10 protein-coding genes, 4 pseudogenes and 2 other annotated features are annotated in these 18777 nt (G+C 55.1%); of the genes and pseudogenes, 6 read left to right on the top strand and 8 right to left on the bottom strand.

What is annotated here, in order from left to right:
• Positions 1–45: 45 nt before the first annotated feature.
• Positions 46–1286, top strand: a pseudogene (locus tag AC4ANE_RS04225) (IS256 family transposase); the annotation flags it as partial.
• Between the two features lie 31 nt (positions 1287–1317).
• Here AC4ANE_RS04225 and AC4ANE_RS04220 read toward each other — a convergent pair.
• The 6 genes and pseudogenes from AC4ANE_RS04220 to AC4ANE_RS04195 all read right to left on the bottom strand — a co-directional run bounded on the left by AC4ANE_RS04220 (position 1318) and on the right by AC4ANE_RS04195 (position 7320).
• Positions 1318–2604, bottom strand: a complete 1287-nt coding sequence (locus tag AC4ANE_RS04220; protein WP_031599018.1) for an oligosaccharide flippase family protein — start codon at positions 2602–2604, stop codon at positions 1318–1320.
• 157 nt (positions 2605–2761) lie between these two features.
• Positions 2762–3835 (bottom strand): annotated as a pseudogene (locus AC4ANE_RS04215) (O-antigen ligase family protein); the annotation flags it as partial.
• 44 nt (positions 3836–3879) lie between these two features.
• Positions 3880–5102 (bottom strand): IS3-like element IS51 family transposase gene (locus tag AC4ANE_RS04210; protein WP_095178853.1). Its coding sequence is split into 2 segments (ribosomal slippage): positions 3880–4817 and positions 4817–5102, totalling 1224 coding nucleotides; the frame shifts between segments, so codons are not numbered across the junction.
• Positions 4708–4824, bottom strand: a sequence feature (AL1L pseudoknot). It overlaps the preceding gene by 117 nt.
• Positions 5103–5139: 37 nt before the next feature.
• Positions 5140–5274, bottom strand: a pseudogene (locus AC4ANE_RS04205) (O-antigen ligase family protein); the annotation flags it as partial.
• 61 nt (positions 5275–5335) lie between these two features.
• Positions 5336–6595, bottom strand: coding sequence for an IS256-like element ISPsy17 family transposase (locus AC4ANE_RS04200; RefSeq protein ID WP_054082596.1), 1260 nt, complete (start codon positions 6593–6595; stop codon positions 5336–5338).
• A 329-nt stretch (positions 6596–6924) separates the two neighbouring features.
• A complete protein-coding gene (locus AC4ANE_RS04195; protein WP_031597289.1) occupies positions 6925–7320 on the bottom strand; it encodes a pilin in 396 nt (131 codons plus the stop codon).
• A 225-nt stretch (positions 7321–7545) separates the two neighbouring features.
• On the opposite strand from AC4ANE_RS04195, the gene pilB reads away from it, so the two are divergent.
• Genes pilB through yacG form a run of 5 tightly spaced genes read left to right on the top strand, consistent with a single transcriptional unit; the run spans position 7546 to position 12160 of the window.
• Complete coding sequence (gene pilB, locus AC4ANE_RS04190; RefSeq protein ID WP_031597287.1) at positions 7546–9240, top strand: type IV-A pilus assembly ATPase PilB; 1695 nt, start codon at positions 7546–7548, stop codon at positions 9238–9240.
• Between the two features lie 2 nt (positions 9241–9242).
• Complete coding sequence (locus tag AC4ANE_RS04185) at positions 9243–10460, top strand: type II secretion system F family protein (RefSeq protein WP_002552023.1); 1218 nt, start codon at positions 9243–9245, stop codon at positions 10458–10460.
• 1 nt (position 10461) lies between these two features.
• Complete coding sequence (locus AC4ANE_RS04180) at positions 10462–11334, top strand: prepilin peptidase (RefSeq protein WP_002552022.1); 873 nt, start codon at positions 10462–10464, stop codon at positions 11332–11334.
• A complete protein-coding gene (gene coaE / locus AC4ANE_RS04175; protein WP_002552021.1) occupies positions 11331–11954 on the top strand; it encodes a dephospho-CoA kinase in 624 nt (207 codons plus the stop codon). Before AC4ANE_RS04180 ends, coaE begins: the two co-directional genes overlap by 4 nt.
• On the top strand, positions 11951–12160 hold the full coding sequence (yacG, locus tag AC4ANE_RS04170; protein ID WP_002552020.1) for a DNA gyrase inhibitor YacG: 210 nt from the start codon (positions 11951–11953) through the stop codon (positions 12158–12160). The genes coaE and yacG overlap by 4 nt, the downstream gene beginning before the upstream one ends.
• 465 nt (positions 12161–12625) lie before the next feature.
• Here yacG and AC4ANE_RS04165 read toward each other — a convergent pair.
• A pseudogene (locus AC4ANE_RS04165) lies at positions 12626–17498 on the bottom strand (calcium-binding protein); the annotation flags it as partial.
• A gap of 40 nt (positions 17499–17538) precedes the next feature.
• Positions 17539–18761 (bottom strand): IS3-like element IS51 family transposase gene (locus AC4ANE_RS04160; protein ID WP_095178853.1). Its coding sequence is split into 2 segments (ribosomal slippage): positions 17539–18476 and positions 18476–18761, totalling 1224 coding nucleotides; the frame shifts between segments, so codons are not numbered across the junction.
• Positions 18367–18483: a sequence feature (AL1L pseudoknot), on the bottom strand. It overlaps the preceding gene by 117 nt.
• Positions 18762–18777: the final 16 nt, after the last annotated feature.

Here is an 18777-nt window from a genome sequence, read left to right as displayed (position 1 = left end):
CACCGCTGCGCGGCAAGTTGATCGGAGCATCCTTAAGGTGCATGTATGCCGACCAAAAAGAAGTCCGCCAATGCAACAGCGAGGGAGTTGCCCTCGATTCCCCAAGAGCTGATTGAGCAGTTTGTTAAAGGCCCGATGAGCGCCGAAGCCATTCAAGACGCGTCCATGGCGTTCAAGAAGGCTCTGATCGAGCGTGCGCTAGGCGCCGAGCTGGGTCACCACCTTGGTTACCCTCAGGGCGCGGAGCGCCCTGAGGAGTCGACCAATCAGCGTAATGGCAAAAGCAGCAAGACGGTTCTGACCGACGACGGGCCGCTTCGCCTGGATACCCCCAGAGACCGCGATGGTAGCTTCGCCCCGATCCTGATTCCCAAGCACGAACGCCGTTTTACAGGCTTCGACGACAAGATAATTGCCATGTACGCCCGGGGCATGATGGTGCGTGAGATCCGCGCTTTTCTGTCTGAGCAGTATGGAACTGACGTGTCCCATGACTTCATCAGCTCAGTCACCGATGCGGTCATGGAAGAGGTGAGCGCTTGGCAGCAACGACCCTTGGAACCGATGTATCCGGTGATCTTCTTCGATGCGTTACGGGTCAAAATCCGGGACGAGGGGTTAGTGTGCAACAAGGCTATTTATCTGGCGCTGGGGGTATTACCTGATGGCACGCGCGACATTGTGGGTATATGGATCGAGAGCACCGAGGGTGCCAAGTTTTGGATGAAGGTGTTCAACGACCTCAAGACTCGTGGCGTTGAAGATGTTCTGATCGCCGTCACGGATGGCCTCAAAGGAATACCGGAGGCGTTGGGGGCGGTTTTTCCTGCCACGACGCTGCAAACCTGCATCGTGCATCTGATCCGCAACAGCTTGGACTATGCCGCTTGGGATAAACGTCGGGCACTGGCCAAAGCACTCAAGCCGATCTACCAGGCGATCAGGCTGAGCAAGAGCTTAACGCCTTTGAAGCGGGCCCCTGGGGCAAGCAGTATCCGACTGTGGTTGCTGCATGGCGTCGCGCCTGGGATCGGGTTATACCGTTTTTTGTTTTCCCGGCGGGCATCCGCAAAGTGGTTTACACGACCAATGCCATCGAGAGCATCAATGCCCAGTTACGCAAGATCATCAAGACTCGAGGGCACTTCCCGACCGATGAGGCCGCGACGAAACTGATATGGCTTGGGTTGCGCAACATCACCGCCAACTGGGGTCATGCGGCACACGACTGGAAAGTGGCAATGAATCAATTTGCGATCCTGTACGGAGACCGATTTACCAGCCCGAACACAAAAAAACTGATAATCCCCGAGGGCCTTATTGAGCAGACGTGTCGTGCTTTACTGCGAGCATACCGCCAAGCAACAGGCAGAGAGTCAATATGGCCTCTGAACAGACAGTTGCCCATGCAGCCCCCAGCGCCCCGTGCAATGGAACAAGCCACGCATTAAGGCATACATTAACGAGTAACGAAAATGCAGCGCTGACCAGGAAAAAACGCTCTTGATGAGTTGCAACTGCGCATTGCGTAAGAACAAAGTTTGGCAGAGCGAACAACAATGAAATCGACAACCAGCCCATGATCGGCTGCGTTTCGTCCACATAAACACTACCAAAAAGCAAGCCAACTCCCCACCCTCCTGACATCCAGCCAATACCTGCCAGCAACGCACCAATCGCAAAAGCAATCAGAATCGCCTTACGGCTGAAATCAACGCTACCGTCGGGCGTTTCCGCTAGATGTCGCATGCGTCGGAACATCACTAACGCGATAGGAGTAGCAAGGAGCATGACACCGTCGATCAACCGGCAAGCAACGGCATAGGAACCTACCTGCGGGACATAACCCAGCACGCTATGCAAAATGACGATGTCTACGCGGTGGTAGATCGTTGTAAGCAGGTCTAGCAACAGAAAGACGAACGCACTGCGGTAAGCCCATACGGGCAAAATCAGGGGTGCTTTGATCAGCGGGGGCAAATCTCGCCGAAACCAAACGAACGTCAGCAGCAGGCCGAGCCCCCAGGAAGAGAAGATCGCGACGGGTGTCAGGCCGAAGATAGCGATGCTGGACAGGATCATCAGCACGCTCAGACTCCGCGCGCAAATCAGAAAAAATGCGTCCTTGCCAAAATCGCCGACGCCTTTGAACCATGATGATAACCAGGTCACCAGCGTCATTGCGCCAAAACAAAATACTGCGGCCGCTAATGACAGGCCATCCAGCCAGCGAGACGCCAGATAAGAGCCGAGCATCAGCACAATGCTACTGATTACAAGGTGCAGCAACGCCTGGCTTGGCAGGGTTTGATTCGAGGTCTTCAGCGCAGCAGTAGGGGATGTTCTCTCGCGCAGCAGCAGGGTCTTGATGCCTGCGTCCTGGATCAATGCCAAAAACATCGCCAGAACATAAATGTAGGTGTAAGCGCCAAACGCATCTGGCCCCATGCTACGTGCCAGGAAAATTGAAAGCCCAAGTGACACCGCAGCGCCGTAAATCGTCGACATCCACTGAACGATCAGAGGGCTGCCTTTCCTCAATAAAGAAAATAACGAGAAGCCCGACGGAATTTCCGTACCTTGAAGAGGCACCTTTGAAGACATTGAATACTTCCGAAAAAAACGCTTTATTTATTCGGCACAAGAGACCTGGCTGCCACGAATGACATGCGCCTGAATGCGACACTGTACCAATTCAAAGGCTCATTCATCACCGGATCAAGCTATTGGTCATATGAAAAATGCTAGCACAGCGTCGGGATCAGCTCCCAGGTGGATGTGCGATGACACCCTGCATCCAGAAACGTGGAAGGTACCTACCACCGAAATCTTCACCAAATTGCTGTTTACGTGCATCCATGTCCGGAAAATCTCGAACGATGGTATAGAGGATCATGCCCGTGGCAAGCGTCAGACAAACCAGCCATGCACTACTGAACGCAACACTGGCAGGACGAGGGGGCGTTTGCCACTTATGTAACGCCAGCAGCCAGCCCACAATGATCGCCAGCCACAGTTGCGAATAGGGCATCACGATCACGCCGTCGACCATCGACTGGGTCAGGGCACCAACAAGACTGGCGAATAGGCACAAGCGCATCAGGTCAACAGGCTCAAGAGACAGCGCACGCTTGTGCAATAGCACCGCGGTGGTGCTCAGCCCATATAACGCAAGACCCGCCACGCATAACGTCGATGGAACCCCCCACTCGCAGGCCCATTGCAGAATGGCCTGATGTGGGTGCGCCGCCACGGCATTCCATATATCAGCGAAATGCATGGGACCAAATCCAAGGAGCGGGCGCTCTTTGATCATTTCCCATGCTTGCTGCCAGAGGATTTCACGTGCGGACAGTGAGGTCGTCAAGCGGTCGCCTGCGAAATTGCTGACTTCGATACCCAGCAGGCCTGGTAGCACGCTGAATAGCAGGGTAAACAGCAGAAGCCCCGTCGAGGCCGCACCCATCTGCCAACCAGCCCAACGGCGTCCGGCACGTCCGAGGCAGAACACAACTGCAACTGCGGCGGCCATGCCCAGCCATGTACCGCGAGTCCCCCCACTGATCGCGATCATCCACCAGAGGCTGGTCAGGCAGAACAAACCGATCTTGATTGAGCGTCGTGTGGAGGGCAATAGTAGTGGCAGCACCAGTAAGGGCAGAGTGAAGGTCTGGAATTGGCCGTAGAAACGTTTGTTGGAAAAGCCGTCGAGTAGGAGGTCGGTGTCGAGGGTTGGGGCGGAGCTGAGGAATGCTGCTGTGGAGGCGGATAGAAACTGCATTGTTTTAACAGTGCAGATAAGGATGACGAAGCCTATGAAGGCGCGATCCAGTTGGGTACTGAACCGCCCCGGGTTTCTCGGAGACCCTTTTGTTTGAGTCATGCCACCTGGGCAGACTCGGTGAGTTGCTGATAATAGATTGCTTCTGCTTCGACCGGTGGAATATGACCGATTGGCTCCAGCAGGCGGCGGTGATTGAACCAGTCCACCCATTTCAGGGTTTCCAGCTCCACCGCCCCCCGTGTGGGCCAAGAGCGTCGATGAATCACTTCAGCCTTGTAAAGACCATTGATGGTCTCAGCCAAAGCATTGTCGTAAGAGTCACCGACACTCCCGACCGATGGCTCAATACCGGCTTCGACAAGACGCTCGGTATAGCGAATGGACACGTACTGCACGCCACGGTCACTGTGGTGAATGAGTCCACCCTGCTTGACTGGGCGACGGGCGTAAAGGGCTTGCTCCAGTGCATCGAGTACAAAATCGGTACGCGCTGAACTGGACACCTTCCAACCGACGATGAATCGGGCAAAGACATCAATGATGAAGGCCACGTAAACAAAACCCTGCCAGGTACTGACGTAGGTAAAGTCCGATACCCATAGGGCGTTCGGGCACTCAGCCACAAACTGACGGTTGACATGATCCTGCGGGCACGGCCTGGCTTGGTCGCTGACCGTCGTCTTGACGGGCTTGCCGCGTACCACGCCTTGCAGGCCCAGCTCTCCCATCAGACGTTGCACCGTACAGCGGGCGACTTGCAGTCCGTCACGCAGCAATTGTCGCCAGACCTTGCGCACGCCATATACCTGGAAGTGCTCATCCCAGACTCGCTGGATGTGCTCACCCAGTTCCTGGTCACGCTGCGCACGCGCTGACTGCTGGCTGGGGTCAGCCTGCTGAGCAGCGTACCGGTAGTACGTCGACGGGGCGATTGGCAACACCTTGCAAATCGGCTCGACCCCGTAAGACTGGCGGTTTTCATCAATAAACGTCTTCATCGTTTGAATGGGCGGTCGAGCTCCGCCTGGGCAAAATAGGCTGAGGCCTTACGCAAGATCTCGTTAGCTTGACGCAACTGACGGTTCTCACGCTCCAAGAGCTTGACTCGCTCACGTTCGACTGTGCTCAGCCCATCACGCTGGCCGCTGTTGCGCTCAGATTGGCGAACCCACAGCCGTAATGTCTCGGGCGTGCAGCCGATCTTGGGGGCAATGGCACTGATGGTGGCCCACTGCGACTCGTACTCAGGAAGGTGTTCGAAAACCATCCTGATGGCCCGCTCACGGACCTCTGGGGAATACTTCGGTAGTTTTTTCATCGCTCCATCCTCTCAAAGGTTGGAGTCTCCGAGAAACCCGGGGCGGTTCAGTACCGTAAACGTTTCTTTGCAAAGCGAATGCGCAGCCGATACCGCAAGAAAGCAGCAGGACGGACAGTTCAGTTAACGCCCAAAGGGGACGGTGGGACATGAAACTGGAGACGAACCCCATGGGAGTATCAGTTTTTTTGTGTTCGGGCTGGTTAGGGCCTGCCGTCAGGCAGGCCCTTGTTTTACCAGCTCGGTCTGGTAAATCGGTCTCCGTACAGGATCGCAAATTGATTCATTGCCACTTTCCAGTCGTGTGCCGCATGACCCCAGTTGGCGGTGATGTTGCGCAACCCAAGCCATATCAGTTTCGTCGCGGCCTCATCGGTCGGGAAGTGCCCTCGAGTCTTGATGATCTTGCGTAACTGGGCATTGATGCTCTCGATGGCATTGGTCGTGTAAACCACTTTGCGGATGCCCGCCGGGAAAACAAAAAACGGTATAACCCGATCCCAGGCGCGACGCCATGCAGCAACCACAGTCGGATACTGCTTGCCCCAGGGGCCCGCTTCAAAGGCGTTAAGCTCTTGCTCAGCCACATCTGCATTGATCGCCTGGTAGATCGGCTTGAGTGCTTTGGCCAGTGCCCGACGTTTATCCCAAGCGGCATAGTCCAAGCTGTTGCGGATCAGATGCACGATGCAGGTTTGCAGCGTCGTGGCAGGAAAAACCGCCCCCAACGCCTCCGGTATTCCTTTGAGGCCATCCGTGACGGCGATCAGAACATCTTCAACGCCACGAGTCTTGAGGTCGTTGAACACCTTCATCCAAAACTTGGCACCCTCGGTGCTCTCGATCCATATACCCAGAATGTCGCGCGTGCCATCAGGTAATACCCCCAGCGCCAGATAAATAGCCTTGTTGCACACTAACCCCTCGTCCCGGATTTTGACCCGTAACGCATCGAAGAAGATCACCGGATACATCGGTTCCAAGGGTCGTTGCTGCCAAGTGCCCACCTCTTCCATGACCGCATCGGTGACTGAGCTGATGAAGTCATGGGACACGTTAGTTCCATACTGCTCAGATAGAAAAGCGCGGATCTCACGCACCGTCATGCCCCGGGCGTACATGGCAATTATCTTGTCGTCGAAGCCTGTAAAACGTCGTTCGTGCTTGGGAATCAGGATCGGGGCGAAGCTACCATCGCGGTCTCTGGGGATATCCAGGCGAAGCGGCCCGTCGTCGGTCAGAACCGTCTTGCTGCTTTTGCCATTACGCTGATTGGTCGACTCCTCAGGGCGCTCCGCGCCCTGAGGGTAACCAAGGTGGTGACCCAGCTCGGCGCCTAGCGCACGCTCGATCAGAGCCTTCTTGAACGCCATGGACGCGTCTTGAATGGCTTCGGCGCTCATCGGGCCTTTAACAAACTGCTCGATCAGCTCTTGGGGAATCGAGGGCAACTCCCTCGCTGTTGCATTGGCGGACTTCTTTTTGGTCGGCATACATGCACCTCTAGCTACATGTTATGCCCGAACACAAAATTTCTGACAGTCTCAACCCCATCACCACAACACTAAAAAAAAATAATTTTACTTCGGATGATATAGTGCAAAAACTTAACTGTTTAGCCGAATATTTTAACCACAAAACAAGCGATGAAAAACCAATCAAAAATTGTGCAACCCTCTGATAATCATGCCCAGAAAAATCATGAAAACATGAACTAATTATCAAAACAGCACAACAGTAGAGAAAGAAAATCATGAAATTCCACTAAAACGCATTTAAAAAAGGCGCCACAAGCGCCTTTCTCGTTGCAGCATACTGGTTATTAAGAGGCTGCCCCTGTACAGCCACTAGGTGCAGCCGAGACCGGGACTACGACGCATCCCCATGTCACACTACCACCAACGGTTGTTGCAGCAGGAAAGGATGGTGTGAGCCTAACTGTAACAGCCGGACCAGTTCGGCTAACTGAAAGCACACCAGACCCAGTGCAGTTTGCAATAGCACTAGCACCAGTACCGCACACATCTGCTTGAGCCGAGCCGTTGGAGTAGTTCTCTGCTACCGCCAACTTGGCGGAATCCAAGCTAGCGAGCAGAGCAGAGGCCTGCGCGCGCAACGTGTAGTTTTGATAGGAAGGAATGGCCACAGCAGCCAGAATCCCGATGATCGCAACAACGATCATCAGCTCGATCAACGTGAAACCTTTTTGTGTTTGCATGCTTACTTCTCCAGGCGTCAATAAGGTAGTGCCTTGACTCTGGGCAAGCATAGCCCGTGCCAATATTGAGCAAGGCGCTACCCACCACTTCAACTCGGGTCTTTTACGAGCGGGCGCCCTCAGAAATCAGCAGAAACTGACAATTTTTGTCATATCCCTCACTGCCAATTGGCAGCATCGCCCGACTAAGCTATAACCCTCACACTGTCTGTGTCTGGTGGTTATATGTCTGATGCTGTCCTCACCGGTTTGGCCAAACAACTGGTCCTGGCCGAGCTGCTTACCGAAACTGCTGCGCAGCAAGCTTATCAGCAGGCGCGCCGCGACAAGATTTCATTGGTAAGTTATCTGGTCCAGAACAAACTGGTCAAAAGCCTGACGCTGGCAGAAATGGCTTCTGATCAGTTCGGCGTTCCTTTCATGGACCTTGCCAGCCTGGACAAGGAAAGCCAGCCCAAAGGCCTTGTGAGTGAAAAGCTGATTCGTCAGCACCATGCACTGCCGCTGTGGCGTCGTGGTAATAAGCTGTTTATAGGCATCTCAGACCCTACCAACCACCAGGCAGTCACTGACATACAATTCAGTACCGGCCTGAACACTGAAGCGATTCTGGTTGAAGATGACAAGCTGACCATTGCCATAGACCGTTTTTTTGACACTGAAAGCGGCCTTGGCGAGTTGGCAGACATTGATTTGGGCCTGGACATCGAGCCTGCGAGTGACAAGGAAACCTCACTGGCCACTCAGAGTGATGCCGATGATGCCCCGGTCGTGCGCTTCGTTAACAAGATGCTGATGGACGCGATACGGCTCGGCTCGTCCGACCTGCATTTTGAACCTTACGAAAAGATCTTCCGAGTGCGGTTGCGTACCGACGGCATTTTGCATGAGGTGGCCAGACCACCGATCCATCTGGCCAACCGTATTGCTGCGCGCCTGAAGGTCATGGCCAGCCTCGATATCTCTGAGCGGCGTAAACCGCAGGACGGCCGGGTCAAGCTGCGAGTGTCAAAAAACAAAGCTATCGACTTCCGTATGAATACGCTGCCGACACTGTGGGGCGAGAAGATCGTGATGCGGATTCTCGATCCGACCAGCGCACAGATGGGCATTGACGCGCTGGGCTATGAGCCAGACCAAAAAGCTCTGTATATGGAGGCCTTGAAACAACCACAAGGCATGATTCTTGTAACCGGTCCCACTGGCTCGGGTAAAACCGTTTCGCTGTACACTGGCCTGAACATTCTTAATACTGTGGACATCAACATTTCCACAGCTGAAGACCCGGTAGAAATCAACCTGGAAGGCATCAATCAGGTCAACGTCAACCCGCGTCAGGGACTCGACTTTTCTCAGGCATTGCGCGCATTCCTGCGTCAAGATCCCGACGTAATCATGGTCGGCGAGATACGCGACCTGGAAACCGCCGAAATCGCCATTAAAGCATCGCAAACTGGCCACATGGTGTTATCTACTCTGCATACTAACAGTGCCGCAGAAACCCTCACTCGCTTGCATCATATGGGCGTCGCAGCGTTCAACATCGCTACGGCTATTAACCTCATCATTGCCCAGCGGCTGGCGCGCAAGCTATGCAGCCATTGCAAGAAAGAGCTCGATATACCCCGGGAAACGCTCATCCAGGAGGGTTTTCCAGAGGAGAAGATCGGTACGTTTAAAATCTATGGCCCAGTAGGTTGTGAGCATTGCAACGGCGGTTACAGGGGCAGGGTTGGTATTTACGAAGTAGTAAAGAAAACACCAGAACTGGAACGCATCATCATGGAAGAAGGCAATTCGCTGGAGATTTCCAGGCAGATGCGCAAGGACGGCTTCAATGATTTGAGGACCTCCGGGCTGTCGAAGGCCATGCAAGGTATTACCAGCCTTGAAGAAGTCAACCGCGTGACCAAGGATTAAGCATGGCCAGCAAGGCAGTTAAAGTCAGTATTTACACATGGGAAGGTGTGGACAAGAAAGGCGGCAAACTCAGTGGAGAAGTGAGCGGGCACAACCTCGCGCTCGTGAAGGCTCAGTTACGCAAACAAGGAATCAATTTCACCAAAGTACGTAAAAAGCCCGTATCGATTTTTGGCAAAGGTAAGAAGATCAAGCCGCTGGACATCGCGTTCTTTTCCCGGCAGATGGCTACCATGATGAAGGCAGGCGTGCCGCTGCTGCAGTCATTTGACATCATTGCCGAAGGTGCAGAAAACCCGAACATGCGTGCGCTGGTCGGCTCTCTAAAGCAGGAGGTTTCAGCAGGGAACAGCTTTGCGACGGCTCTGCGAAAGAAACCGGAATACTTCGACGACCTGTTCTGCAACCTAGTCGATGCCGGAGAGCAAGCGGGGGCGCTCGAAAGCCTGCTGGACCGCGTGGCGAGCTACAAGGAAAAGACGGAAAGGCTAAAGGCCAAAATCAAGAAGGCGATGACTTATCCTACCGCCGTATTAATTGTCGCCTTTATTGTGTCAGGTATTTTGCTGATTAAAGTTGTGCCGCAGTTCCAGTCTGTTTTCGCAGGCTTTAACGCAGAATTACCAGCGTTCACGCTGATGGTCATCGCCCTTTCAGAAGTCGTTCAACAGTGGTGGCTGGCAATAGTTGCGTTATTTCCTGTCAGTTTTTTCATGTTCAAGCGGGCTTACAAACAGTCTCAAAAGTTTCGTGACAGCCTCGACCGCTTTCTTCTGAAAGTCCCCATTATCGGACCACTGATTTTCAAGTCATCCGTCGCGCGCTATGCGCGGACCCTTGCGACAACCTTTGCCGCAGGTGTCCCGCTGGTGGAGGCACTTGACTCGGTCGCCGGCGCCACCGGTAACGTCGTATTCAGGAACGCAGTCAACCAGGTCAAACAGGATGTCTCCACGGGTATGCAATTGAATTTCTCGATGCGTTCAACGGGTGTATTTCCAAGTCTGGCGATACAAATGACAGCAATCGGCGAAGAGTCCGGTGCGCTTGATGCCATGCTCGATAAAGTCGCGACCTACTATGAAGAAGAAGTCGACAACATGGTCGACAATATGACCAGCCTGATGGAACCGATGATCATGGCGATACTGGGTGTCATCGTCGGCGGCCTGGTTATTGCCATGTACCTCCCCATCTTCAAACTCGGAAGCGTTGTCTGAAATGCCCCTCCTCGACCTCCTGGCCAGCTCTCCCCTGGCCTTCGTCACCACCTGCTGCCTACTCGGCCTCATCGTCGGAAGCTTCCTCAACGTAGTCGTCTACCGCCTCCCCAAAATGATGGAGCGCGACTGGAAAGCCCAATCCCGTGAAATGCTCGGCCTGCCCGCCGAACCTGATCAGCCTGCCTTCAATCTGAACCGCCCCCGCTCCAGTTGCCCGCACTGCGCGCACAAGATCCGCCCGTGGGAGAACCTGCCGGTCATCAGCTATCTGCTGCTGCGCGGTAAATGCTCGCAGTGCAAAGCCCCCATTAGCATGCGCTACCCAATGGTCGAGCTGACCTGCGCAGTGTTATCGGCCTACGTCGCCTGGCATTTCGGTTTCGGCTGGCAAACGGCGGCGATGCTGGTGTTGAGCTGGGGCCTGCTGACGATGAGTCTGATCGATGCCGATAATCAGCTGTTGCCTGACTCTCTGGTACTTCCACTGCTGTGGCTGGGCCTCATCGTCAACGCGTTCGGGCTGTTCACCTCGCTGAACGATGCGCTTTGGGGCGCAGTGGCCGGTTATCTGGCGCTGTGGTCGGTGTTCTGGCTGTTCAAGCTGGTGACAGGCAAGGAAGGCATGGGTTATGGCGACTTCAAGTTGCTGGCCATGCTTGGCGCATGGGGCGGCTGGCAGATTCTGCCGTTGACCATCCTGCTGTCATCGCTGGTGGGCGCGGTGCTTGGGGTGATCATGATGCGCGTGCGCAGGGTTGAAAGCGGTACGCCGATCCCCTTTGGTCCTTATCTGGCCATTGCGGGGTGGATCGCTTTGCTCTGGGGTGGTCAAATAACCGACTCTTACATGCAGTTTGCCGGTTTCAGATGACTCACCCTGATCAAAAACCCTGGATTCTTGGCCTGACTGGCGGCATTGGTAGCGGTAAAAGTGCAGCAGCGCAGTGCTTTACCAACCTTGGCATCGACACCGTGGATGCCGACCATGCCGCCCGCTGGGTAGTCGAGCCAGGGCGTCCAGCGCTGGAGCAGATAGCCGCGCACTTCGGTAAAGACGTGTTGCAGGCCAGCGGCGAGCTAGACCGTGGCGCGATGCGCAAGCTGATTTTTGAAAACCCGGAGCAGCGACGCTGGCTGGAAGCGCTGCTGCATCCGTTGATCAATCAGGAAATCGTCAGCCATCTGGCCAAGGCCAAATCGCCGTATGCCATTCTGGTTTCGCCGCTGCTGATCGAATCCGGGCAATACCGCATGGTGCAGCGCCTGCTGGTTATTGATACTCCGGCACACCTGCAAATAGAGCGCACGATGCTGCGCGACAGTTCCAGCCAGGAGCAGGTCGAAGCCATTCTCAAAGTGCAGATCCAGCGTGAAGACCGTTTGCGCCATGCCAACGATGTGCTGGTCAACGACCGCGATCACGCCTGGCTGAACAGCGAAGTCGAGCGGCTGCACCACTTTTACCTTACTTTGCGTGGAGGCCAATCATGAGCCAACCAATGACCGTCCAATGCCCAACCTGCGATGCCCCGGTGGAATGGAGCGCCGCCAGCCCGAGCCGCCCGTTTTGCTCAGAGCGCTGCAAACTGATCGACCTGGGAGCCTGGGCTTCTGAAGAGCATGCGATTCCGGTGAGCCCGGATGCTGAGGATGAATTGTTCTCGGGTGATCTGGAGGCTCCGCACCGGGGGCATTGATGCCCTCAATGCGAAGGCAACTCTGCTTCTGCCAAACGGGCGCCGGAGTGACCGGGGCGGAGATCCGCATTGCTCACAAAAGGCGATCACACAGCCGCCTGATTCCAAGCGGCTGTGATGCCCCACCACCAGAGACACTATTTTTTCTTGACCTTGTTCAGTTCCGCCAGTGGATCGCCACAACTCGACCGTTGACAGGGCTGAGCCGGCACGGGATCTGCCCCTGTAACCGTAAAGTCCCCTCGACGCGCGCCTTCTGTTGCGCACTTGTCACACCAGATCTCAGACACAACATCGTATCCATTAACGTTTCCCACTTGCATAAATCCCTCCTTGATTTCCAAAAACCGAATAAGTCAGCGCATTGCGCAACTCTATTACCCAGATCGATCTGAGTACGACTACCACTAAATCAGTCAGAAAAAGAGATGCATCGATAACCGATACACCTCTTTCCCACCTACCTTACTGCCAGTTTGCAGCCAGCACAGCATCTAACTGAGTTTGCTGTGCGGCAGTCAGATTCCGCTCGGCCCCTGCATCAACTCCGAAAGACGCCATTTTGTCGACCAGGCTTTGCACTTGGCTATCCAGCAGCGTTTTGCCGTCGGCAGTTTTGAACTGATCCACCTGATAGTCATTAGCTGCGTACCAATTGCTCACCAGCACCTTATCGTTGGTATCGATGATACTGACTTCCAGGTCGCTGCCACTGCGACGGAACCAGAGGTCTTCAAGGCTTACATCAGTACCGAATTGCAGCACGTCGGTGCCACTGCTGACGTCGTAGTTGTTGATAACGTCTCGCCCTGAGCCGATGCTGATCTCGTAGATGTCACTGCCATCGCCCCCGATAAGGCTATCGTTGCCAGTACCGCCGTTAAGTACATCATTGCCCGACCCGCCATAGAGAGTGTCGTTGCCCGCTTCTCCATACAACCTGTCGTTCCCCTCTTCGCCATACAGCATATCGATCCCTTTGCCGCCGTAGAGGCTGTCCTTGCCAGCGCCACCGGAAACAGTATCGTCGCCGTCGCCAGCGTTGATGACATCGTCACTCGCGTAACCGCGAAGTGTCTGGTCAGATGAGTTTCCAAGCAGTACTTGTGATTTGATGGTCGACTGACTCCATAGGGTGCCATCAGCGAACTGCAGTTGATCGATCTGATATCCGCTGGTTGCGTCCTCAGCGAAGTGATTCATCACGCGCAGATTATCGGTTGTACCGTTAACGCGAATGAGCAGATCACTGCTGTCCCGAGTGATACTGACATCACTGACATTCAGGTCGGCAAGTTTTACGGTATCAAGTTTTCCGACACGGGCTTCATTGGCATAGTAGATCGTGTCCTGGCCAGCGCCTTTGCCAAACAGATATGTATCATCTCCGTCACCACCGTTCAGTTGATCATTACCGGCACCGCCATCCAGAACATCATTGCCATCTCCGCCGTAGAGCGTGTCATTGCCGGCCCCACCTTGCAGCAAGTCGTTACCAGCGTCACCGTTAAGCGTGTCAGCACCCGCACCGCCGGACAAAGTATCGTTGCCGCTACCACCGTTCACAGTATCGTCGCCAGCACCGGCGCTGATAACGTCATTGCCAGAGGTACCCGATAACGTTTCATCACTATCCGAGCCTTGAAGTACCTGAGATTTGATTTGCGTCTGGTCCCAGACGCTGCCATCGGCAAAAACGAGACGGTCGATCTGATAACCTCCAGCCGCGTCGCTCTGGAAGTGATAAACCACTCGCAAGCTATCGGTACTGCCTAACACACGGATGATGAGATCATTACCGTCACGGCGCACGCTGACATCGGAAGCATTCAGATCGGTAAGTTTGATCGTGTCCAGCTTGCCTTCGCGATTTTCATAGGCGTAGTAAATCGTGTCTTGCCCGGCGCCCTTACCGAACAGATAAGTGTCGTCACCCTCGCCACCGTCCAGTTGATCGTTGCCAGCGCCGCCGTCCAGGGAGTCGTTACCCACACCACCGCTGAGGCTGTCATTCCCTGCGCCGCCGAGCAACACATCATTGCCCTCGCCACCGTTCAACGTATCGGCTCCGGCATTGCCTGTCAGAGTGTCATTACCAGCAGCGCCATTGATGACGTCATCACCTGCTCCCGCATCGATAACATCGTTGCCGCTGGTGCCCGACAATGTTTCGTCCGCATCGCTACCCTGCAGAACCTGGTTCTTGATGGCGGACTGATCCCAGAAACTTCCATCGGCGAACTGAATGCGATCAATCTGATAGCCATAAGTCGCATCATTGGTGAAGTGGCTCATCACACGGAGGCTGTCAGTACTGCCTAATACGAGAATGAGTAGGTCACTTCCGTCGCGGCGCACACTGACGTCTACTGCATTAAGGTCAGTAAGCTTCACGGTATCGAGCTTGCCGATACGGCTTTCGTAGGCGTAGTAGACCGTATCCTGACCAGCGCCTCTGGCAAAGAGATAGGTGTCATCACCATCACCGCCATCAAGACGGTCGTTACCGGCACCGCCATCAAGGATGTCGTTACCGAGGCCACCGTTCAGGGTGTCATTGCCCATACCACCTAGCAACAGATCGTCACCGGCCTCGCCATTGAGAGTGTCTGCACCTTTGCTGCCTGACAACGTATCGTCGCCACTGCCACCATTGACGGTATCGTCTCCCGCACCTGCGTCAATACTGTCGCTAATGGCTGTGCCCGCCAACGTCTCGTCGGCATCCGTTCCCTGTAGAACCGCAGATTTGATCGACGCCTGATTCCAGCTATTGCCGTCGGCAAACTGGATTCGATCAACCTGGTAACCATAAGTCGCATCATTGGTGAAGTGAGCTACCACTCGCAGGCTATCGGTGGTACCCAGTACACGAATGAGCAAATCATTACCGTCACGGCGCACACTTACGTCCGCAGCATTCAAGTCGATCAACTTCACCGTATCGAGCTTGTCGGCACGACCTTCGTAGGCGTAGTAAATACTGTCCTGGCCCGAACCTTTACCGAACAGGTAAGTATCGTCACCGTTGCCGCCGTCCAGCATGTCATTACCAGCACCGCCGTCCAGTTGGTCGTTACCGTTACCGCCGTAGAGAGAGTCTTTACCGTCGCCGCCATTCAATACATCGTTGCCATCCTCGCCATTCAACGTGTCGGCACCGCTGCCACCGGAGAGAGTATCGTTGCCGCTTCCCCCATTGACCGAATCGTCGCCCGCTGCCGCATAGATGACGTCATCACTGCCGGTGCCCGACAGCGTTTCGTCAGCCTCAGTACCTTGCAACACCTGCGCCTTGATTGCGGTCTGATCCCAGAAGCCGCCGTCCGCGAACGCAATTCTGTCTATCTGATAGCCAGCTGTTGCATCGCCCATAAAGTGATAAACAACTCGCAGAGTATCGGTCGTGCCAAGAATGCGGATGACCAGGTCATAGCCGTCACGAGCAACACTTACATCAGCAGCATTGAGATCAACCAGTTTGACTTGATCAACCTTGCCCGCACGACTTTCGTTGGCGTAGTAGATGGTGTCCTGACCCGAGCCCTTGCCGAACAGGTAGGTATCGTCACCCGCACCGCCATCGAGACGATCATTGCCGGCACCGCCATCAAGTACGTCATTACCACTGCCGCCTGCGAGGCTGTCATTTCCAGCGCCGCCATTGAGGTAATCATCACCTTCATCGCCATTGAGCGAGTCGGCACCGTCGCCACCCAACAACCGGTCCTGCCCGGCGCCGCCATACAACGTATCGTCATCGGCGCCACCATCGATCAGATCGTCGCTCGCGAACCCCGTCAGAACCTGAGCAGCATCACTGCTTGTTAGCACCTGCGCCTTGATGGCAGACTGATCCCAATTGCTGCCATCGGCGAATTCGATCCGGTCGATCTGATAGCCGGCGGTGGCGTCACTCATGAAGTGATACATCACACGTAGTGTATCGGTCGTGCCGTTGATACGGATTACGAGGTCATAGCCCTCACGCACCACACTGACATCGGCAGCATTGAGGCCAACCAGCTTGACCTGATCAACCTTGCCCGCACGGGTTTCGTTCGCGTAGTAAATGGTGTCCTGGCCCGAGCCCTTGCCGAACAGATAGGTATCATCACCGGCTCCGCCATCCAGACGGTCGTTCCCGGCACCGCCATCAAGCACATCGTTGCCAGCACCGCCGTTGAGGATGTCATTGCCCGCCCCGCCTTGCAGCAGATCGTTACCCTCTTCACCGCTCAACGTATCAGCTCCAGAGCCGCCGATCAGGGTGTCATTGCCAGCAGCGCCGTTTATTGTGTCGTCCCCGCCACCTGCGTCGATCAAGTCATCGGTAGCGTACCCTGCCAGATATTGGTCCGCGTCATTGCCCAGCAAGGCTTGGATCTTGATTGTGTCCTGCCCCCAAATGTTGCCATCGGCAAACTGGATGCGATCAATCTGATAACCGGAAGTGGCATCGCCCATGAAGTGATACATGACCCGCAGCGTATCGGTCGTGCCATTGACCCGAACCACTAGGTCATAGCCATCTCGCGAAACACTGACGTCCGAAACGCCGAGACCGACCAACTGAATCGTATCGACCTTGCCTGCACGGGCTTCATTGACGTAGTAAAGGGTGTCTTGCCCAGATCCTTTACCGAACAGGTAGGTATCGTCACCGGCTCCGCCATCAAGTCGGTCATTACCGGCACCACCATCGAGCACATCATCACCTGCACCGCCGGTGAGGGTGTCATTACCCGATCCGCCTTGCAGCAAATCGTTACCCTCATCACCGCTCAGGGTATCGGCACCTGCCCCCCCCTGCAAGCTTGTCGTTGCCAGCGCCACCCACGATCGTATCGTCCCCGGCACCGCCGTCGATTAGGTCGTCAGTGGCGTAACCCGCCAGATACTGGTCGGCGTCACTGCCTTGCAATACTTGAGACTTGATCGCTTCCTGATCCCAGGCGCTACCGTCGGCAAACTGGATGCGGTCAATCTGATAGCCCGATGTTGCATCACCTGCAAAGTGATAAACCACGCGCAAACTGTCGGTAGTACCGTTGACCCGAATAACCAGATCACTGCCATCTCGTGAAACACTTATATCTGCTGCGCCCAAGCCAACAAGCTGGATCGTATCAACCTTGCCTGCGCGGGTTTCATTGGCATAGTAGATGGTGTCCTGGCCTGATCCTTTGCCAAACAGGTAAGTATCGTCACCCGCACCACCATCCAGACGATCGTTACCAGCCCCACCGTCTAGCAAATCATTGCCTGCGCCACCGTTCAGGATGTCGTTACCCGTTCCGCCATCAAGCACATCGTTGCCCGCGCCACCGTTAAGGGTGTGAACCGCCCCGGGTTTCTCGGAGACCCTTTTGTTTGAGTCATGCCACCTGGGCAGACTCGGTGAGTTGCTGATAATAGATTGCTTCTGCTTCGACCGGTGGAATATGACCGATTGGCTCCAGCAGGCGGCGGTGATTGAACCAGTCCACCCATTTCAGGGTTTCCAGCTCCACCGCCCCCCGTGTGGGCCAAGAGCGTCGATGAATCACTTCAGCCTTGTAAAGACCATTGATGGTCTCAGCCAAAGCATTGTCGTAAGAGTCACCGACACTCCCGACCGATGGCTCAATACCGGCTTCGACAAGACGCTCGGTATAGCGAATGGACACGTACTGCACGCCACGGTCACTGTGGTGAATGAGTCCACCCTGCTTGACTGGGCGACGGGCGTAAAGGGCTTGCTCCAGTGCATCGAGTACAAAATCGGTACGCGCTGAACTGGACACCTTCCAACCGACGATGAATCGGGCAAAGACATCAATGATGAAGGCCACGTAAACAAAACCCTGCCAGGTACTGACGTAGGTAAAGTCCGATACCCATAGGGCGTTCGGGCACTCAGCCACAAACTGACGGTTGACATGATCCTGCGGGCACGGCCTGGCTTGGTCGCTGACCGTCGTCTTGACGGGCTTGCCGCGTACCACGCCTTGCAGGCCCAGCTCTCCCATCAGACGTTGCACCGTACAGCGGGCGACTTGCAGTCCGTCACGCAGCAATTGTCGCCAGACCTTGCGCACGCCATATACCTGGAAGTGCTCATCCCAGACTCGCTGGATGTGCTCACCCAGTTCCTGGTCACGCTGCGCACGCGCTGACTGCTGGCTGGGGTCAGCCTGCTGAGCAGCGTACCGGTAGTACGTCGACGGGGCGATTGGCAACACCTTGCAAATCGGCTCGACCCCGTAAGACTGGCGGTTTTCATCAATAAACGTCTTCATCGTTTGAATGGGCGGTCGAGCTCCGCCTGGGCAAAATAGGCTGAGGCCTTACGCAAGATCTCGTTAGCTTGACGCAACTGACGGTTCTCACGCTCCAAGAGCTTGACTCGCTCACGTTCGACTGTGCTCAGCCCATCACGCTGGCCGCTGTTGCGCTCAGATTGGCGAACCCACAGCCGTAATGTCTCGGGCGTGCAGCCGATCTTGGGGGCAATGGCACTGATGGTGGCCCACTGCGACTCGTACTCAGGAAGGTGTTCGAAAACCATCCTGATGGCCCGCTCACGGACCTCTGGGGAATACTTCGGTAGTTTTTTCATCGCTCCATCCTCTCAA

The sequence above is a fragment of the Pseudomonas sp. Pme6b genome (assembly GCF_058129925.1).
Note: the sequence above shows the minus strand (reverse complement) of the source record. Positions and strands in the feature narration are given on the sequence as shown.

Bases quoted from the DNA above. Each gene is read 5' to 3' on its own strand.
- AC4ANE_RS04180 (WP_002552022.1), top strand. From the start codon at position 10,462: ATGCCCCTCCTCGACCTCCTGGCCAGCTCTCCCCTGGCCTTCGTCACC.
- AC4ANE_RS04220 (WP_031599018.1), bottom strand. From the start codon at position 2,604: ATGTCTTCAAAGGTGCCTCTTCAAGGTACGGAAATTCCGTCGGGCTTC.
- pilB (WP_031597287.1), top strand. From the start codon at position 7,546: ATGTCTGATGCTGTCCTCACCGGTTTGGCCAAACAACTGGTCCTGGCC.
- coaE (WP_002552021.1), top strand. From the start codon at position 11,331: ATGACTCACCCTGATCAAAAACCCTGGATTCTTGGCCTGACTGGCGGC.
- AC4ANE_RS04195 (WP_031597289.1), bottom strand. From the start codon at position 7,320: ATGCAAACACAAAAAGGTTTCACGTTGATCGAGCTGATGATCGTTGTT.
- AC4ANE_RS04200 (WP_054082596.1), bottom strand. From the start codon at position 6,595: ATGCCGACCAAAAAGAAGTCCGCCAATGCAACAGCGAGGGAGTTGCCC.
- yacG (WP_002552020.1), top strand. From the start codon at position 11,951: ATGAGCCAACCAATGACCGTCCAATGCCCAACCTGCGATGCCCCGGTG.
- AC4ANE_RS04185 (WP_002552023.1), top strand. From the start codon at position 9,243: ATGGCCAGCAAGGCAGTTAAAGTCAGTATTTACACATGGGAAGGTGTG.